This window comes from Luteolibacter sp., assembly GCF_039920825.1.
In the GTDB taxonomy this organism is placed as follows: Bacteria; Verrucomicrobiota; Verrucomicrobiia; order Verrucomicrobiales; family Akkermansiaceae; genus Luteolibacter.
Window position 1 is genome coordinate 41,279 of record NZ_JBDSCX010000085.1, and the last position, 19,779, is coordinate 61,057.

Genomic DNA, 19,779 nt, shown 5'->3' on the forward strand with positions numbered 1-19,779 from the left:
CTGTGGCGCATTGCCCGGGGTTTGTGGATGCGTTTTTGTGGGACTTGACAGGGAGGCGGGACCAACACTCCCGCGATTCAAACTACGGTGCCGCAGGTGTCACGGCGGGCGTTGCGAAATCCTGATAGGTATTGATTTTCGGGCGTCCCGATGCCGGGTCCACGTAGGCGAAAATCAAGTAACGCATGCCGGGCAGGAAACGCAGCGCGCTTTCGTTGGCGATATGCCATTTGTCTTCCTGAATGAATTCGAACACCACCGGGGCCATGTTGAAGGAATCGCGTTCCTCGGGTTTCGCGTAGCCGAACGATCCACCGGCATGAAGCATGCCCTTGTGCTCGCCGATGACGAAGCGGATGTCATTGTTGTAGAAGTTCGCGACGAATGCTCCTCCATCCGGGAAATTTTTCGGCGAATCCTCGATTACCAAAACCTTCCAATCTGATAGCGAGGCGGCTTCGGCTTTCTTCGGCGTCTGGACGAAAACAAGCAGCGCGGCATTGACCCCGGCCGGAATGCTGGCGCTGGCAAGGGGCTTTTTGTCGCCCGATGACAGGAACGGGATCGTGTTGTTTTTCGAGAAGCAGACGATCTGGGGCGAGAGCTGGCTGGATGATAGAGGACAGGTGATTTCCGTGCCCTTGTCGGAAACGGCGATCGCGGACATCGCCGGTCCCGTACCGCCGAAACTCAGGAACCGGCAGCGGACGGGGCGGGCGTTCTGGGCGTCGAGAAGGGCTGGCAAAAGCATTAGAATGGCGAGAAGGAGGTTGCGCATGGGTTTGATCGGAAGTTCGTTTTGTTATATTTCGGTTGCGGAGAGCCAGCGGAACGAGGTGATGAGGAACCGGCGTCCGAAGGTTTTGTTGGCATTGCTGGTGAGCGATACGATGGAAATTTCCGGATTGTCCGCGCCGTCGACGTATTCCGGAACACGTTGGACCACCGCTTCGCAAGTGGCGATGGCGGTGGCATTTCCAGAAGCGTCGCGGGCCTCGCCATAGCCACGGATCGTGAATGTGTCGGAGCGCGCGGTGGCGGCATTTCCCAGAACTCCGAGCAGGTCGGCCTGGCTGAGGTAGCCGGGCGCGCCCTGGAAGCTGGATCCCGTACCTGCGGCGGAATTTCTATAGTTGTAGCCGGAAACGGTCGATGCCGGGATTTCGAATCCGGCGCTTGATGTGGCCGCGAGGCTTTTATTGAGGTTGGCGTTGTCGATGGCCTGTTGGAGAGCGCCGCGCTGGGCGGTCTCGCCAGTGCCTAACCGGCGGTTGACGAACTCCGACATCGATAGGAACGGCCCGCGCAACCGGACTTGCTCGACGATTTTCTCTGCCAGAAGTTGCAGATCAACGTCCGAATATTCACGGGCACCGAGCCAGTAGGCTTCCTTGGGATCCACGCTGGCGTCCTTTTGCGATTCGCTGGCGGGGAGGCGAAAGCGGCTGATGCGTGCCTCGTTTTTGCTGAAATCCGTAGTGCTGATCGTAGCAAGGGCCGAACTCTTTGAAGTCTTGTTGATCTTGTTGATAAGGGCTTGGGAATCGTGGATCGAGCCAAGCATCGCTTTCCACGCGGCGACCGAGGTGGAGTTGATATTGAATGCCCCGTTCATCAACAGACGCGCGGCGATCCGGGAGTAGGCGCCAGTCGCCGCGAGGTCCGTGGCGAGGGTGGCCGGAGCCTTTCCGGGCGGATTGTAGAGGGTGATCCTCGGATCCTCCAAGGGAGTTCCGGCGGCGAGATCTGTCGCGAGGTCGGCAGACTTTTTGATTGAGCCGGTCGGGATGAACGGACCTGTCTGGTCGGCGAGTCCGGAGAAATAGAAATGATCGTAAAGCGCAAGATTGAGGAGAAACGAGTGATCGAGGTATGGATACGAACCTCCGGAAGTGATGATCTTGGATGGATCTAGCAGCGGATGCGCCCATGAATTTCCGATGGGCTGGGCGAACCGCGGAAGATAGCCGGAGGAACCGCCGGGATTCGCACTGTTCAGGCTGACGAGCGATTGAACGGGAGCGAGCGGGATATCATATTGCGCGCCGAACTTGAGTCCGGTGTTGCCTGTCTGGCCGGTAATGAAATTGCCGCGACCGGTTTTCGGATCGTATTGCAGGAGATTGTTAGTGCCGTTGTCGAGGCGTTGGATGGCGAACTCGTGGGATAGATTGGCAGAATGCTCGCTGATGAGTTTTCCGGATGAGACGCCGACGGTCGCGTGGGCGAAACACCACGGCTTGGTGGCCAGTTTTCCATCCTCACCGTCCGGATTCATTCCACCCATGGTCGCTTTTGCCTGGGCGCTGACAACCGCGAATGGCTTGACCGTGGCGATGTCCTTGATCGGTGTCAGCGAATGGGAATGCATCGCCATCGTGTTGACCGTTTTGACGGGATTGTCGGGATTCGGATAGGTGATGGAGCCGTCTTTTCCAAGCAGGGCGTCCTGCAGGCCTTTCGGATACTCATAATCCATTTCGATGATGCCCGAAGACACGAATGAGGAGGCGGTGGTAAGCTTTGCGAACATCTCCACGGTGAACTTGTTCTTGCTCAGGGTATCCACGCTGAGCGGCGCGAATTTAACGGAGAACTCGTCCGTGGACTTGGCTCCGATGCATCCCTTGCGCGACATCGCCACGCCGTTTTCGACTTCGTCGACCGCGGCATTGAGGCCGTTGTATGACGGGCCGAACCAATCGAGATCGAAGCCGATGCCATCGCCGCGCCAGCCGGGAAGCCCATCGATGGTTAGGGTTCGGGTTACTCCCGATCCGGTGTCCCAGTCGGAAAACACACGTCCCGAGTATTCGTCTTTCCATGTCCTTGTTGCCGGAATGTAAGGAGAAAACAACATCACCTCACCCGGCAGCAGGCGGAAAGTCGTTAAACCAACCGCCGGCGAGGTGGGGGTGCCGCCATTGGTTTTCAAAGTCATACCGAAGCGCTTGGAAAGCGTTCCCGTCTCGGACTGCTGGTAATACATCGTGTCGAGCGGAGCGAAGCCTTTGGTTTGCGGTTGTCCGTTGCGAATGACCTGGAGGCCGAAGGGAACATTTCCAAAAACGATCTTCAGCTCGGTGAATTCCAAGGCGACGTTGTAGGGATTGTGAACGGTGACCACCGGAGTATAGAGAAGGTGAAGCAGATAGTCATAAGAGGAGCCTGCGAAATTGGTGCCCCAGGGACCGTGAAGTTCAGCTTTGATTTCGTCGGCTTTGGCCCCGGGAATTTTGGGCGTGGTGTCGCTGACTTTCGGATAGTTATAGATATCCCGTGTCAACAAACTGAATACGACCTGGACCTTGGCGATGTCCGGCATCAGCACCACACCTGGAGGAGGATTGCGCTGCGCGATCCCCGGCACCCCGGAGGCAGGGTCCGATCCAGCGGATGCCTTCCAGTTCGCGGGGCCCTGCGCCTTGATCACCGGAACTCCGCCGACATTGCTTAGCCGCGTCTTGTCCTGATAGATCCGGGCGAACTGTTGCAGCGATTCCCAGCGGGGGTCGGAAACTCCTGTCGTCCCGAGCCGGGTCGCGTAAACGCCTTTCCCTGCATATGGGGACGGGAGCGAGGTGGTGTTGGTTAGAATGCTGAAATCCTCCCTGAGTCCGCCGATGGCGGTGTCGGTGAATAGGCCGACCGACGATGATGTCACGTCATGGCCAAGAGGTTTGAGAAGATCTTTCGTTCCTGTGGCGATCGTCTCGGTGGCCAGTCCGAAGTTGAGTTTGGTAATGCCCTTGGCGATGGTTGCGAATCCCGGGGATTTGCTCTCGAAAAACGGGCGCTGTAATTTTGACAAACCGGTTACCGAAGCGGTGTTCGGACGCGCTCCCGAACCGAGTTGTGCGGTCTGCATGCCCTGGCTGGAGGCTTTTTCAACGTAAGGAGTGTTGATTCTGACTTTCACACCTTCGTCCATGACCGCCCATGCGAAAGCGCCGTGAGACGATGGCATTGCGACTTTAGCCGCGGTGACTACATCGGATGCGGGGGCGGTATCACCCAGTGATCCTTTTCCCCAAAGGGTGACGGGTGCAACGGTGGTTTTGCCTGCGAATTCCACTTTTCTCGAAGCGATGACATCGGTGCTTGATGTCAGCCAGCCGAGGAATTTCTTGTCGCGCTCGGTCTTTTCATAATCCTGCGGTGACGGCGGGGCATCCACCTTGATGTCCCATGATTTCCATACTCCTGTTAGCCTTGGATTGGCGATCTTCTCGTCGATCACATCGGCTCGCGCCGTAATCCGCTGGTCGGGTCCGGCATTCTTCTGGAGCTCGCCGAGGGCCAGCATTAGGGACATCCGGGCGTTGGCCCGGGCGACGGCCATCGCATTTTCCTGGGTGGTCGCACGCAGTGAAATGGAAGAGAGCGTAAGCAGTCCCACCGCGATGACTGTTAGCAGGATCATTAGCGAGAGCGTGACGATGAGTGCGAAGCCCCGCTGTTTCTTTCCTGGGAGGCGGCCCCGTGGTGGCTTGCCTTTGGTAATATGGTTAGGGTTTTTCATCTTTGAGTAAATCGTTGAACTTGGACTATGGGTTTGTTTGTCGGAATTCCGTCTTTCAAATCACCGTCGATGGTTAGGAAAGTAAATGCCAAGTATTCACAGAGCAATGATCCGCCAGTATCGGATGTTGCACATTGACTGCGGATTTATGCACTTAATCCCAGCGGGATGGTTGTGAATGCATGCGGGTTGAGCGAAAGGAACGCCGCCACGGGAAACCCATCACCGTGGCGGCTTTTTGTCCTTCAACCCAATGAAGATGGATGTATGTGAGATAACCGGACGAACAAAGGTTTGCCCGGCTGGTGGAAATGGATTTTTTGCTGATCTGGGAAACACATGGGGTGGTCCGTGATTTTTGCCAGTTGATGTCGTAGAGGATCGTTGACGGACAGTATGCCTGTAAATGCCTGCTTCTGCATGATGTGTTGAAAATTGGGCATCGTGATTTGCTAGGCTGGCGATGTGCTGGAATTCAGCAGTGAGGGCGTTCGATTGCCATGCCGCCTCCAGACCCGGAAGGACTTCTCACGTTCCGCTTCGGACCACCCCAACGTTCAAATCGATATCCCTTTCGCTTGCCGTCGGCATCGTGCCGATCGAAGCCCAGCTTGCTTCGTTCCTGGGTGCCAAAGGCCGTGACCGGGTGCCGGGCGAAGATGATCTATCAGATGAAGAATATCCACGACAGCGGCGCGGGCTCCTTCCGGGACCCGGGCGCAATGATTGCTTACCGGCCGCGCCGCGCCTGGTTCCTGTATTCCGCCGGTGGCATTCCGGCGAACTGCTTGAAGGCGATGAAGAAGCTGTTGACGCTGGGATAGCCGCTGGCGAGCGCTACGGATGCCACTTTGTTGTCCGTTTCACAGAGAAGCTTTTTCGCGTTTTCCATCCGGACGTTGCGCAAGTGTTCGCCCGGTGTCCGGTTGAGGTTCTCGGTGAATGCCTGGTGCAGGCCCCGGCGGGACATGCCGGCGCTGCGTGCCACTGCGTCGATATCGATGCTCTCGCTGAAATGAAGCGAGATGAAATGCAAGGCCTTCGACAGCCCCTCGTGGCTGATCGCCGTGATGTCCGTGCTCTGCCGGGCGATGATCCTTGACGGCGCGATTCTAACGGGAAGTTCCGGTGGCTTTCCTCCTCGCATCAACCGGTCCAGCCACGCAGCTCCCTGATAACCGAGTTCCTCGAAATTGGGCTCTACGGCGGTGATCGGTCGCTGGGTGGTTTGTGGCAGAAGAAGATCATCCTCGATGCCGATGAGGGCCACATCCTTGGGCACCTCGATGCCCGACATTTCGCATACTTCCAACACCTCCACAGCCAGCGTTCCGTTTGCGGTGAAGACGGCGAGCGGTTTCGTCGCGTGTTTCAGTTTGGCCGCCAGCCACGAGCGGCGCTCGGACCATTCTCCGCGGCCTTTGCGGAAGGATTTGTGTTTGTGCCACTTGATCCAGGAGCATTCGTGGCCGGTTTCTTTCAGGACATCGACGAAACCGCTTCCGCGTTCTTCGAATGTCCAGTTCTCGGAATCGCTGTAAAAAAGGAAGTTCTTGAACCCGCGCCGCAGGAAGTGTTCCGCAGCCATCCGCGCGCACTTGGCATGGTCCTGAGCGACGTGGGTGAATGGAAGATTCGCCCGCCGAAGGCTGAAATCGACCGTCGGCTTTTTCAATGAAATGACAAATTCGCACAGTTCTTCGTTTCCCGCCAGCCACGCCAAAACGCCGTCTCCATCCCAACCCCATGGAATCACAAGCTCCTTGGTCACGCTGGCTGCTGAGATATGCCAGTCGTGCTCCGTCGCGTAGGTCGCGATGCCGTTGAGCAAACGGTGATCATGCCATCCCAGGGCGAGAATGACGTTTTTCTGTTTCTTCATTACCCGACCAGATAGGAGGCGCGGGCCCTTGTGTAAATGAAGAAAATCCGGGGGACGCTTGTGGCGAAAGCAGTCGTCCCGCGCCTAAATTTCAAGCTCCTTTGCAGAAAAGGGCCGTATACCCGCAGGGTTTGGAGGGCTTATCACAGGCGCAACATTTAAACCCATGAAAACAAAAACTCAGGCTCTCATTCGTATTTGTATCTGTTCGGGCGGAATTCTGGCCGTCGCCGGGATGGCATCTGCCGGCACTTATAATTGGGATCCCGGCTTCACTCCGGCAACTCCATCAGGTGGCACTGGAACATGGAACGCGGCTAACAGCAATTGGTCCAATTTCACGAGCGATGCTGTTTGGTCGGTCACCGCGGCGGATGACAACAAGGCGCTGTTCGGAGCGACGGCGGGAACAATCACCCTGGGTTCCGCCCTGTCCGCGGGCGGGATTCAATTTGATACCAGCAGTTATACCCTGTCCGGCAGCCAGGATCTCACCGTCAATCCCCAGGTGACCGGTTCGGACGCGCTGGTCGTGAGTCCGGGCGTGAGCGGCATCACGTTGGGCCTGCGCAAGCTGATTCTTACGGCATCCGGATCGGGCGCGATCGGTGATCTCATCAATACCGACAAAATCAATTTCGGGTCCACGATCGTCGCATTCAGCGGATCCCGCCAGATGACGCTTTCGAATTCCACATCGGCTGCGACCACGATGATTACGAACTTTGCGATCGGGAGCGGCACTCCCGGCGGTGCCTCCATCTATCTTAACCAGGGAAACCTCGTCATCACCAATTTCGCCGCCAGCACCTCCACCAGCGCGCTCGCCATCACTAACAACACTGCCACCACCGCCAACATGGCGTTTCGTGGCACGGGCTCCGGTAAATATACGATCAGCGGAAATAACACTTTGCTCAATAATGCGGGGACTGGGAATTTGACCATCAACTTCACCAGTGGCACGAGCACCTTTGAAATCGGGCACGACAACGCTCTCGGGGCGCGCGACGCCAGCAACAATCTCACCGACACCGCCCTTGGTTTTATCTCCGGCACAATGGTCGCAATCAATGGAGCGAGGATCATCGCAAATCCCATCATTCAAACCGGAGGCTTCACCATCGGCGGAGGCAACGCCTTTACCTTCAGCGGCTCTTTCACGAACTCCGGAGGCAACCGTACGCTCACCGTTAACAACACCGCAGCCACCACTTTGTCGGGGCCGGTGTACCTTGCCGGCGACGACGTGACCTCACGGACGCTGATCATCGGAGGAACCGGCGGCACGACTGTTAGCGGTGCTGTCGGCAACAACACCGTCAATACCGTCGCTAGCAACCTTACCAAGTCCGACTCCGGAACTCTCACGCTCAGCGGCACCAACACCTACACTGGAAATACCACTGTTAACGCCGGTAATCTCGTCCTCGCCGACACTGGGACCCTTAAATTTGCAATTCAACCGGCCTCCGTTTCCAACAAGGTGACCGGAGCCGGAGCGACCACTTTCAACGGCGCTTTCAACATCAATGTCGCCGCCGCGGGGCCAACGATTGTCGGCACGACGTGGTCTCTGGTAGAAACGTCCTCGACCTACGGATCCACATTTGCGGTCGCGGCTCCTTTCGCGGAAACCTCGCCGGGGAGCGGCTACTGGGCCTATAACGATGGGACCAATACCTGGTACTTCAGCAAACTGAGCGGCAAGCTCACCTACGGCACCACACCTGAGCGTGTCTGGGATGGTGACAGCGGCGGTGCCTGGAGTGATGGAAACAACTGGGTCGGAGGAACTGCCCCGGTGACTGGCGACACCTTGGTCTTCGCAGGGGCCAACACCACCAACTCCAACGACCAAAGCACCGAAACAATCGGTTCGGTCGCTTTGGCGGGGATTATTTTCGGCCCCTCCGCCAGCTCCTTCAATCTGGCGGGCGACACGGTGAATCTATCAGGAAAATCCATCACCAATTACTCGGCGAATGCGCAATCACTCGCGTTCGACGTCGAAGCGGACACTGGATTTACGGTGAATACCTCCGGCGGAGTTGTAACGCTGACCGGGTCTCTCAAGACAACATCCGGCTTCAACAAGCCACTCACGAAAAACGGAACCGGCACCCTTGTTTTGAACGGTATCCAGAACACTTCCTGGGGAGTGAATGTGAATGCCGGCACCCTGCAGATTTTCAACCCGAACACGGGCGGCCAAGTCACAGCCTTCACCGCCACTGTCGCTTCCGGGGCCACGCTGAAGTTGGAGAATGGCGATGTTTTCCACTCCGTGCTCGGTCTCACGAACAATGGTATCTTTGACATCAGTTCGAGCGGCGAATCCTTTGGATCGCTGCTAGGCGGTGGTGTGGTGACCAATCACGGAGCATCCCCGGCAGTTACTTCCACGATCTCCCTCGGCAGCGGCAACAACACCTTTTCGGGCAGCATTCAGAACGGCCCGTTGGGATCTCCCACGGCGGTGACATTGAATGATCAGAACACGGGCGACCTTGTCTACTACACCACCATCTTCAGCGGAAACAACAGCTATACCGGCAACACGATGATTTCCCAAAAGGACGTTTCTTTCGTTCTGACAAACACGGGTTCGTTGGCCTTTGAAATCGGTGCGGATGGGGTGAGTAATTTGATCCTCGGAGTGGATCAAAGTGCCGGTGTCGGCACGGTGACCTTGAACGGCACTTTCAACATTAATCTATCAGGGGCATCCATCGCCGACGGCAACTCCTGGCAACTCGTGGGTTCAGGCTTGCTGCCTACGACCACGTTCGGGGCGGGCTTCAACGTCCCCGGTTTCACTGAATCCTCCAACGTTTGGACCAAGGTGGACGGCACCAGGACTTGGACGTTTGATGAGACCTCCGGTGTTCTCTCGCTCGCCGTAGCCGGTGGCTCGGGGTTCGGGTCGTGGGTTACGGGATTCGGTCTCGCCGTCGGCGATCAGGATCCCGGCGATGATGCGGATAGCGATGGTTTCTCCAACCTCTTGGAATATGTCCTCGGTGGAAATCCAAACTCTTCAGCCACGGCCATCGCTCCGGCGGGTAGCAAGTCGGGCTCCGATTTCATCCTCTCGTTCAAACGGTCCGATCTCTCGGAAAGCGATACGACTCTCTCCGTGGAATACGGGAATGATCTGACTGTGTCGGGCACCGTCGCGGTCGGTGCTGCTTCGAGCGCGGGAGTCGCCATTTCGGAGCTTGGCATCGCTGACGATGCTGTGTCGGTAACCATCCCGACCGCCGGAGCAACGAAGTTCTTTGCACGCCTCAAAGCAGTGAAATAACGACGTGCAAATGCTTCAACTCATTCCGCAGAATCCTCAATTGATTGCACGGGGCCTTCCGTGCCAAAGTTCCAGACAGTGATAGTTCTGAAAAAAACAACCCACCGGATTCGCGCCCTGGCGTTTCCATTGCTCACGCTCGCCATCGGGTGTGTCAGGGCGGATGAAAGTGCGGACAAGGCATGGGCTGCCATGCCGGAAATCCTCGCCCGCATTGTTCCTCCGGTTTTCCCAAACAAGGAGTTCGACATCACCTCATACGGCGCGAGGGCCGGCGGCTCGGAGATATGCACCGCCGCTTTCGCTTCGGCGATTGCCGAGTGCATGAAAGCGGGCGGAGGACGTGTGATCGTGCCGGCGGGGAAATTTCTCACCGGCCCGATTCATCTCCAAAGCAACGTGGATCTGCATCTCGCGGCCGGAGCGGAAATTATTTTCAGCGACCGCTTCGAAGACTACCTGCCAGTGGTTCCGGTTCGTGTGGGCGGAATCGATGTTTTGAACTACTCGCCGCTGATCTATGCGAAGGACTGCACGAACGTCGCCGTGACCGGCAAGGGGAAGCTCAATGGGAATGCGGAGAAATGGTGGAAGTGGAAGGAAAGCGGCCAGCATTTCAAGATGGGAGCCATGGGATTGCCTTTGGAAAAGCGCGTCTTCGGCACGCCCGAGGCGGGGATCCGCCCGAATTTCCTCTGCCTCTACGGATGCAAAAACGTTCTGTTGGAAGGCTTCACCATTGGCAGCGGGCCGAACTGGACCATCCATCCCGTCTATTGTCAGAACATCACCGTCCGTGGTGTGAACGTGGATACCGACGGACCTAACAATGATGGCATTGATCCGGATTCCTGCCGCGACGTGCTCATAGAAAACTGCACCTTCAGCACCGGCGACGACTGCGTGGTGTTGAAGTCCGGCTACAACGAGGACGGCTGGCGCGTCGGCCGACCGACCGAAAATGTCGTCATGCGCCACTGCTCCAGCAAGCGCGGCCACGGCGGACTCGTCATCGGCAGCGAGATGTCGGGTGACGTGCGCAATGTCTTCATGGAAAACTGCGAGTTCGAGGGAACCGACCGAGCCATCCGCATCAAGTCCAAGCGCGGCCGCGGCGGCGTGGTGGAAAAAGTTTACGCCCGCGACATCAAGGTCCGTGACATGAAATTCGAAGCGGTGATTCTCAACATGGACTACAGCTCGGACAAGAACCCCGCGGCCAATGAAAAATCCCCGGTCTTTCGCGACATGTGTTTCGAGCGCATCACCGGCAGCGGTGCACCGGTGGCGATCCGCATCACCGGAGAAGGGGACTCGCCCGTGGAAAACATCCGTTTCTCCGACATTGATCTAACCGCCAAACTCGGAGTCGTGGCGTCATCGATCAAAAACGTGCGCTTTGACAACCTGCGGCTGAAAACCGGGAAAGGTCCTGCCTTCGATCTGGCAAACGCCTCACAGGTCATCATCAGCAATGCGGAAATCTCGCCGAAGCCGGATGTTTTCCTCAAACTGGAAGGTGAGTCTTCAAGCGGCATCCGGATCGAATCCAGCCCCGCGGCCAAAGGCGGAATCTCACTGGGCAAAGGCGTGCCCGCGGATGCAGTGACTGAAAAATGATTTCCATGCATCGCCATTCAAAAAAACTGCTGTTCGGCTTGCTCCCGGCGATGATCCTCGGCGGTTCCCGCACGATTGCGGGGACCCTACCATCCATTCCCTTGCGCGAAATCGACATCGTCAGCGCCGGCGCAGTGCCTGATGGAATGACCTCATGCACCTCCGCCATCAGGAATGCCATCGAAAAGACCAGGGATGCCGGTGGTGGACGCGTGATGGTTCCCGCAGGCAGATTTCTAACCGGGCCGATCACCCTTTACAGCAACATCGACCTTCATCTGGCCAAGGACGCCATCCTTTTGATGGATCCCACGGCGTTCCCCGCGGTGAACAACGAGCGTCCCGCAATGATTCATGCCGGGAAAGCCCACGACATCCGGCTCAGCGGCGAGGGGACCATCGACGGCCAGGGCGAAGTCTGGTGGAAACCCTTTCGCGAGGAAAAGGCCAAAGGCGTCAAGGACGCGCCCCGTCGGCCTCAATTGATCTCATTCAATCAGTGCGAGCGCCTGGAAGTGCGGGGAATCACCACCCTGAATCCACCGAACACCCACTATTCGATCAAGCAGTGCGGTGATGTGACGATCAAGGACATCACCGCCACCGCTCCGAATGATTCTCCTAACACCGACGCCTTGAATCTATCCGGAGTCAGGAACGTGCTCATCACCGGTTGCAACATCAGCACCGGTGACGACAACATCGTCCTGCTTTGCAGCGCCGCGAAAGAACCGGGCGTGCCGGAAGTGGAGAACGTCACGATCCGCGATTGCAAGCTCGGCTTCGGCCACGGCCTTTCCATCGGCAGCTACACATCGGGAGGAGTGCGGAATGTCACAGCGGAGAACATTTCCTTCGACGGCACCACCTCCGGCATCCGCATGAAGGCCTGGCGCGATCGCGGTGGCGTGGTGGAGGGAATCCACTACCGGAACATCACGATGCGCGGCGTGCGCTATCCCGTTTTCATCAGCAGCTACTATCCGCAGGAACCGGCCGGGCCGGCCAAGGATCTTCCAGCGAACGGCGCGACGAAAAACCCGGTTTGGAGGAACATTGAAATCAGCGATGTCACCATTTCGGGATCGAAAAACTCCATCATTTTGTGGGGACTTCCGGATGAACCGATCACGAATGTCTCACTGAAGAATATCAAGGCATCCTCGCAGGTTGGTGCGCTGGTTTTTCATGCGAAGGGCATCGATTTTTCGGGAGTTGAAATTGCCTCGGTTGAAGGGTCGCCGCTCAGGCTGTTCGATGCCAAGATCAGCGGGATGACGGGAACTGAAACGAAGGGCGAAGAGGTGAAATTCAAATGAGCTCCGCTTCATCAACCTCCAATGATGAAGGGAAATCCGGCAACACGCGCTGGATCATCTGTGGGCTGTTATTCTTTTCGGTTGCGGTCAACTACATCGATCGCCTGGTCATCGGTATCCTGAAAAAGCCGCTCAGCGCCCAGCTCGGTTGGAGCGATGCGGACTACGGCCACATCGCCGCCGCGTTCTCGTTCGCCTACGCTTTCGGTTATCTTTTTGGTGGACGTCTGATCGACAAGCTCGGCGTGAAAAAGGGACTGCCGATATTCGTCTTCTGTTGGAGTCTCGCCGCCGCCGCCCACGGCCTGTGCGGCTATATCGGTCTTAACGAGCAGTTCCGCATGAACTATCCGTGGTTTTCCATCGCCGAGGGAGGCATCACGATGGCGACTCTGGTGATGCCGATGACCGCCGCGGGATTCATGTTCGCGCGCATTGCCTTGGGACTAACGGAAGGCGGCAATTTCCCTGGAGCGATCAAGGTCGTGGCCGAGTGGTTCCCGGTGAAGGAACGCGCGCTCGCCACCGGCATCTTCAACGCCGGCACCAATATCGGCGCGATCCTCTGCCCTATCGCGGTGCCATGGATGTATTCGCACATCGGCTGGGAATCGACGTTCTATGTGACCGGCGGCACCGGCTTCATCTGGCTCGTTCTTTGGAAATTGTTTTACAATGAACCGGACCAGCATCCGCGGCTTTCCGCGTCCGAACTTGCCTATATTCGCAGCGGACAACCCGTAGCGGGGGAAACATCGGTGAAAGTCCCGTGGCTCTCGCTCTTCCGCTACCGGGCGGTGTGGGCTTATGTGCTGGCGAGTATTTTCGCCGGTCCGGCGTGGGGTTTCTATCAATTTTTTCTTCCCGACTTTCTAGATAAGAAATTCCATCTCAGTCTTCAGGCCACCGGGTGGTGGACCGGTGCGTTCTTTGGCGTTGCCGCCGTCGGCGGTGTGGCGGGTGGTTGGCTGGCTTCGCGCTTTCTCGGAATGGGATGGTCGCTCAACAGCGCCCGCAAGGTGACCTTGTTGATTTGCGCCCTTGCGGTGGTGCCGGTATTCCTCGCTCCTTATGCGGGCAGCGTTTGGCTGGCGGTGCTGATCGTTGGCTTGGCCGGTTCCGCGCATCAAGGTTGGTCCGCCAACCTGTTCAGCGTGGTTTCCGACACGATGCCCAAGGATGCCATCAGCTCGGTGATCGGCCTGGGTGGCTTTGTCGCCTATTTCACCGGTGGATTCGTCAATGAATTCACCGGACTGATCCTGCAGAGGACCGGTAGTTACCTTTGGGTGTTCGCCTATTTCTCGCTGATGTATCTCCTCTCCCTCGCGCTTCTTCACATTTTAGTCCCCAAAATTTCCCCGCAGGCCGTTGCCGGAAAATGCTAACAATTTACGCCATGAATGATTCCGGAAATAGCTATCCATGGGTTCCCGATCTGGGGGACGGAACCTATCAGAATCCCGTGATCTTCGCCGATTACTCGGACCCGGATGCGATCCGTGTGGGTGATGATTTCTATCTGACCGCATCGAGTTTCAACTGTATCCCCGGCCTGCCGATCCTCCACTCGCAGGATTTGGTGAACTGGACCCTGATCAATCACGCGCTGAAAGAACTCCCTCATCCGCGCTACGCCGAGGTCCAGCCGGGCCAAGGCGTGTGGGCTCCTTCGATCCGCCATCACGACGGGCGTTTCTGGATCTTTTTCCCAACCCCGGACGAAGGAATCTTCGTGATCACCGCATCCGACCCCGGGGGGGAATGGACGGTGCCTCATCTGCTGTTGGCGGGCAAAGGGTTGATTGATCCGTGTCCGCTGTGGGATGACGACGGAAAAGCCTATCTGGCCCACGCCTATGCTGGTTCCCGCGCTGGCATCCGCAACAAACTCCACCTCCGGCCGATGAGCGTTTGCGGAACCCGGATTCTTGGAAAAGGGAAAATCGTTGCCGAGATCGCACCGGAACAGCCCGCTTTGGAAGGCCCGAAACTGCACAAGTTGGATGGCTGGTATTACATTTCCGCTCCCTCGGGCGGAGTGGCTAACGGATGGCAGGTGATCTTCCGCTCGCGCCAGATTTATGGGCCTTACGAACAGAAAATCGTTCTCGCCCAGCGCGGCACGGAAGTGAACGGGCCCCATCAGGGAGCTCTCGTGGACACCGCCGAAGGTGAATGGTGGTTCATGCATTTCCAAGACAAGGATCTTTACGGACGGATCGTGCACCTCCAGCCGGTCCGATGGAAAAATGACTGGCCGCTGATCGGCGAGGAACAGGACTCTGAGGGAGTGGGCCGGCCCGTGAAGAAGCATTGCAAGCCGGACGTCGGAAAAACGGAAGGGATAGCGATTCCTCAATCCAGCGACGATTTCAACCGTCCCGGACTCGGTCTCCAATGGCAGTGGCATGCAAATCCGGATCCGGGCTGGCATTCTCTAACCGAGCGCCCCGGGCATCTGCGGTTGCGTCCGAAGTTTGTTCTCAACGGCGACTTGAGCGCCGCGCCGAACCTCCTTTTGCAGAAATTTCCCGCACCGGAATTCATCGTGGAAACAAAACTGGAACTCGCACCCGGCCATCCGTGCCTGTATGCCGGACTGGTAGTCATGGGAAGTGAGTATGCCGCGCTGGACGTGACTCGTGACGCGGCGGGATACCATGTGCGCCTCGTCACATCGGCTGAAGGGGGAGAAATCGTTCTCGTCGGAGAATCCCCGGTCATCCTGCAGGTGAAGGTCGGCGCGGGCGGTGTCTGCCGTTTTGGCGTGATCCGCGGAGCGGACGGGTTCTATCAGATCGGTCCCGCCTTTTTCGCGAAGGCCGGAAAATGGATCGGTGCGAAGGTCGGGGTTTACTGCATGTCCACGGATATCCTCGATGTCTCCGGATCTGCGGACTTCGGTTGTTTTCATTTCGCTCCCCTGCACGAGCGGGCGGGCGAGTCGAAAAATCCGTCGGATGGTGAGGTTCGGATCCGCAAGTCCCAACAGATGATTTCGTAAGAGCCGCCGGACCTCTGGAAACTACTTTCCCGCCCGCGTTGATCGTTCAGGGAGTGACCATCACGTTGACCCGGAAGAAGTGGGGCGGCCCGCCGCTGACGGAGGCTGGAAACGGCACCTCTACAAGATCGTAGTTGGCGTTTGATGCGATCACGGCCGGTGTGGCATTGCTGTTATCCCAACCGGTTAGTCCGGTGCTGAACTGCGGGGTGTAGGTTAGTCCATCGGCGGCATAGGTCTTCCGCCGGATGAAGCGGGCGGTGAAACCGGGACTTCGTTGGGCCGAGGGCAGGCCGGTCGTCAGCAGTGTCCCTCCGCTGAAGGTTAATACTCCGAGACCGCCCGAGGTGGGGGCCATGCCGAAGGCGAACTCCAGCAGGTTGACCACTCCGTCCTTGTCCGGATCCGCGCTTGGAGCTCCGTCCGTTGCGGGGTTCATCCCGAATCCTTCAGACCAGCCGATGAACGGGCTGGTGACAGTGAGAACCGCCGTAGAGCTTTGCACGGATCCGGCGGAGTTGGTGGCCGTCGCGGTATAGCTTCCCGCATCGGTGGCGGCAGCACCGGCCAGTGAGAAGGTAGCATTGGTTTGGCCGCCGAGTGACGAGCCGTTTTTGAACCACTGATAGGTCGGAGTCGGGCTGCCCGTCGCCACGACGGAGAGGGTTACCGGAGCGCCGGAACTGACACTCGCTCCCGTCGGCTGTGTGGTGAAGCGGGGCAGCAGTGCTGGCATCCAACCGGTCAGATCCGCGGCAAAATACGAATGGCCGAAAATGGCTGTTAGCGTGTAGTCAGCTGGATTGATCGTGACGGCTTGGCGGTTTGTGACACCGCCGGGGGAAACTAGCAGAGCGTCGGTGGGGGACATGGAGCTGCCCGTGTAGTCAGGGTCGATGGTGTTGAGCCAGTAGGCACCTGCCGCCTGACGCTGGGCCGCAGTGGGGGCGGCACCGCCGGCGATCAGAGTGTTGCCGTATTCACGGGCCCGGCAGGTGTTTTCACGGCCGTCCCATTCTCCCCACGCCTTGGTGCTGAACTGGGTGTCGAGCTTGCAGTTGATGATCGCGACTGCGCCGTCCTGACGCCACGGACGCATGAAGGTGGTGGAGCCGGTGTTCACATCATAGGGATAGCCGTTAGTCGCCAAAGCGCGCGGGAAGCGGGAGTTGAGAAACACCTCGCCGTGAGGTTGGGCCGAAGGCGTGCTGGGCGCGCAGATGGGGCCTCCGGTGTTGCGGATTTCCACGATGTCGCACTGGTCGAAGACGGCGAGCGCGTCCCCATAAATGAAGTCCACGCTGCCCCAGATCTCGCATTTGTTGAAATAGGCGATGCCGCTGATGGTGTAGAGCGTGTCCTGGCCGCCCTTCATGAGGATGTTGTCGAACACCAGGCGCTTGCCGGTGGAGGCGACCGTATTGATCGGTCCGGCGAACACCGGCGCGGCGGGGGCGAAGGCTCCGGCCAGGTTGGGCTGTGCGACGTAAACGCCGTTGTCCACCGTCAGGTCGCAGACGTTCACATCGTTGCTGTCGATGCGCAGGCCGCCCAAGCCGCGCGCTCCATCGCCATAAACTTCCGCAGGGTAGAGGTGGATGAGTTGGACATCGTTGCGGCTGGCTCCAGTGCCGGCGATGGTGATGAAATTCCGCCCTGATCCCAGATAGACAACGTCCCGATAGATACCGGGTTTCACGTGGATATTGCGCCGCAGGGTGTTGTTCTGCGGGACCCAGTCGGCGGCGCCTTGGACGGTGGCGAAATCACCGGTGCCATCCATGCCGACGGTGATTTCGGTAGGCCCGGTGGACGTGGTGGGCGTCGCGGGGGCGGCCGATTTGGTGGAGAACCGCCACGCGGTGGTGCTGGTGATCGCGGGAACCGCGGCATTGCTGGAGTCCACGAACAGGCCGGCATCCATCGTGACGTAGTAGGTTTTCCCGTAGGAAAGACGCTGTGTGACGCCGAGCGTGACCCATGCCTCGTTGCCGTAGATTGCGATGGGCAGGTAATAGATCTGTTTGCCCTGCACCGTCTGTTTCATGGAGTTGATGATAGTGCCACCGAACAGGGTGTAGCCGACGAACTGGGAGCGGTCGATGGTGGCGACGACGGCATTGTTCGAAGCATCATGGATTCGCAGCGCGCCGGAGAGACCGAGCTTGGGGGTGGACGGGAAGGTGAGGCGGAGCTGTTGGTCGATTGCGATGTTCGTGGGGTTGTTCCCCGGAGCGAATGTGATCGGCTGGGTGCTGGCCACGCCGAAATAAATGACCGAGCTGGTGATCGATCCCACGGAGTTGGTCGCGGTGATTTGATAGAATCCCGAGTTCGCTACCGAGCCGGTGAGCGGCAAAGTCGGGGTATTTCCACCGGAGACATTCGTCCATGTCAGGCCGTCCGAACTCTTCTGCCACTGATAGACAGGGACCGGGAAACTCGCGCCGAAGACCGTTGAGAGGGACTGGAGCTGCCCGACGGCCACGGTCGCACTCACCGGCTGCGTGGTGATGGTCGGCACCTTGTTGACGGCAAGCGCCGCGCTGTTGCTGGTGGCCGTGTTCACCGTATTGCCGACCACGACCAGATAGGAACCCGCGTCGGCGAGCTGGGCATTGGCGATGGACAGGCTGGCGGTGTTCGCGCCGGAGATCACCGAGCCGTTTACTGAGGCGCCGTTGGTTAACACGGTGGTGCCTTTTTTCCAAACATAGGTGAGCGGTGCGCTGCCGTTGGCGACCACGTTGAAAACCGCCGTGCCGTTGGCAAGCACCGTGGTGTCCTGGGGATGGCTGGAGACCGAGGGGGCCTGCGGTGTGCTCGTCACCGTGAGGGCGGACGCATTGCTGTTGGTGGAGCCGCCGACATTCGTGACCATGAGGCGGTAGGCACCGGCATCGGCGTTCTGAAGGTTTTGGATCGTCAGCGTGTTAGTGGTGGCGCCCGCATAGGTGGAGCCGTTGCCGGTCGGACCGTTGGAGATGTTGACGTTATTTTTCTGCCAGCGATAGGTCAGCGTGCCGGGACCGGTGGCGCTGGCGGTGACGATATAGTCGCTGCCGAGCGTGGCACTGGGCGTCGGCGGCGGTTGGGCGGCAATGACGGGGACCGGGTAGGTGGTGAGCTGGAAACCGTTCAGGAAATTGCCCACTTGGAACTTGAAAGTGCCGGCGGCTCCGACGGTGCATCCGTCCACGAAAACGTAGGAAACGCCGTTGCCGCCGTTGATGATGTCACGTGCCAGAGCGTTGTCGGCCGTGGAACCGGTGGCTCCGCCATTGGTGGCGTCCACCGCGAGCGTGCCGGTCTGGTTGGAGACATCACCATGGCCGAAAAACCAGAACTGATAGGCACCCGCGCCGAGTCCGCTGACGGTGACGTTGTAAGTGCCGCTGAAGGTGTAGTCCCTCATTAGCAGGGCCGGGTTCGGAGTCGTGTTGCCGGTGGTGGAGTAGCGGCTGATGAAGCTCGTCCCATTGCTGCTGGCGATGTTAACCGAGACACCCGCAAGCGTGTTTCCCAGCGAATCCTTCACGTTGCCGGCAGGGATCGTCACGCTGGTCAGGTTCGAACCGATGGTCAGGGCGTTCCAGGTGGTTCCGGTGTCACCCGGCACGATGCCGAGTCCCGTGTAGTTTTCGGCGGCGCTGCTGTTGATATCCACGTTGATCGTGCCGCCGTGAAGGGCTGCGGCACTGGCTAAAGCACAGATGAGCGCCAAGGCGGATGAACGCAGGAGGGACTGCGCGGGGGCAGAAATGTTTCGTTTCATGATATGGAAAATCCCGGGCACGTGTCGGCCCCAATGGGGGAAATCGATTGATCCGCGGGTTGTGGGTTCGGAGCCCGGGTTTTGGCGGATCACAACCCTATCCCGGAATGTCGGGTCTGACACTCCGTGGATATGCATTTCGAGTTGAAAAATCAGCGGCCCGGAAACAGGCGCGCGTAATTGTTAGCGAATGCCGTTCTCCTCAAGCCGTGGCAGGAAACGGCCGATCCATTGCCCGCTGCATCGATGGTGAAGGCCCCGTGGCCGCCCGTCCGGAGAACCCACAGATGATGGGGGAGATTCACTGCCGGATAGGCGGCGTCGATGGATTTGGCGAACGACGATGA

At 58.4% G+C, this 19,779-nt stretch carries 9 protein-coding genes; 5 read left to right on the forward strand and 4 right to left on the reverse strand.

From position 1 onward, the window contains the following. Positions 1–82: 82 nt before the first annotated feature. The 3 genes from ABIQ96_RS24910 to ABIQ96_RS24920 form a co-directional block, all read right to left on the reverse strand. Positions 83–778, reverse strand: a complete 696-nt coding sequence (locus tag ABIQ96_RS24910; protein ID WP_348217371.1) for a hypothetical protein — start codon at positions 776–778, stop codon at positions 83–85. A 24-nt stretch (positions 779–802) separates the two neighbouring features. Further along, positions 803–4,522: a hypothetical protein gene (locus ABIQ96_RS24915; RefSeq protein ID WP_348217372.1), complete on the reverse strand. Its 3,720-nt coding sequence runs from the start codon at positions 4,520–4,522 to the stop codon at positions 803–805. A 730-nt stretch (positions 4,523–5,252) separates the two neighbouring features. Beyond that, a complete protein-coding gene (locus tag ABIQ96_RS24920; protein WP_348217373.1) occupies positions 5,253–6,404 on the reverse strand; it encodes a DNA-binding transcriptional regulator in 1,152 nt (383 codons plus the stop codon). A gap of 166 nt (positions 6,405–6,570) precedes the next feature. On the opposite strand from ABIQ96_RS24920, the gene ABIQ96_RS24925 reads away from it, so the two are divergent. From ABIQ96_RS24925 to ABIQ96_RS24945, 5 genes are all read left to right on the forward strand, one after another. Further along, positions 6,571–9,711 carry an autotransporter-associated beta strand repeat-containing protein gene (locus ABIQ96_RS24925; RefSeq protein ID WP_348217374.1) on the forward strand — a complete coding sequence of 1,047 codons (3,141 nt, stop codon included), beginning with the start codon at positions 6,571–6,573 and terminating at the stop codon, positions 9,709–9,711. 78 nt (positions 9,712–9,789) lie between these two features. Further along, on the forward strand, positions 9,790–11,331 hold the full coding sequence (locus ABIQ96_RS24930) for a glycoside hydrolase family 28 protein (RefSeq protein WP_348217375.1): 1,542 nt from the start codon (positions 9,790–9,792) through the stop codon (positions 11,329–11,331). A 5-nt stretch (positions 11,332–11,336) separates the two neighbouring features. Next, positions 11,337–12,650 carry a glycosyl hydrolase family 28 protein gene (locus ABIQ96_RS24935; protein WP_348217376.1) on the forward strand — a complete coding sequence of 438 codons (1,314 nt, stop codon included), beginning with the start codon at positions 11,337–11,339 and terminating at the stop codon, positions 12,648–12,650. Then, positions 12,647–14,038, forward strand: coding sequence for an MFS transporter (locus ABIQ96_RS24940; RefSeq protein ID WP_348217377.1), 1,392 nt, complete (start codon positions 12,647–12,649; stop codon positions 14,036–14,038). The genes ABIQ96_RS24935 and ABIQ96_RS24940 overlap by 4 nt, the downstream gene beginning before the upstream one ends. Positions 14,039–14,049: 11 nt before the next feature. Then, positions 14,050–15,657 (forward strand): glycoside hydrolase 43 family protein, encoded by a 1,608-nt coding sequence (locus tag ABIQ96_RS24945; RefSeq protein WP_348217378.1) that lies wholly within the window; start codon positions 14,050–14,052, stop codon positions 15,655–15,657. Between the two features lie 46 nt (positions 15,658–15,703). Here the strand turns inward: ABIQ96_RS24945 and ABIQ96_RS24950 are convergent, their stop codons facing one another. Then, positions 15,704–19,432 carry a pectinesterase family protein gene (locus ABIQ96_RS24950; protein WP_348217379.1) on the reverse strand — a complete coding sequence of 1,243 codons (3,729 nt, stop codon included), beginning with the start codon at positions 19,430–19,432 and terminating at the stop codon, positions 15,704–15,706. Positions 19,433–19,779 lie beyond the last annotated feature (347 nt).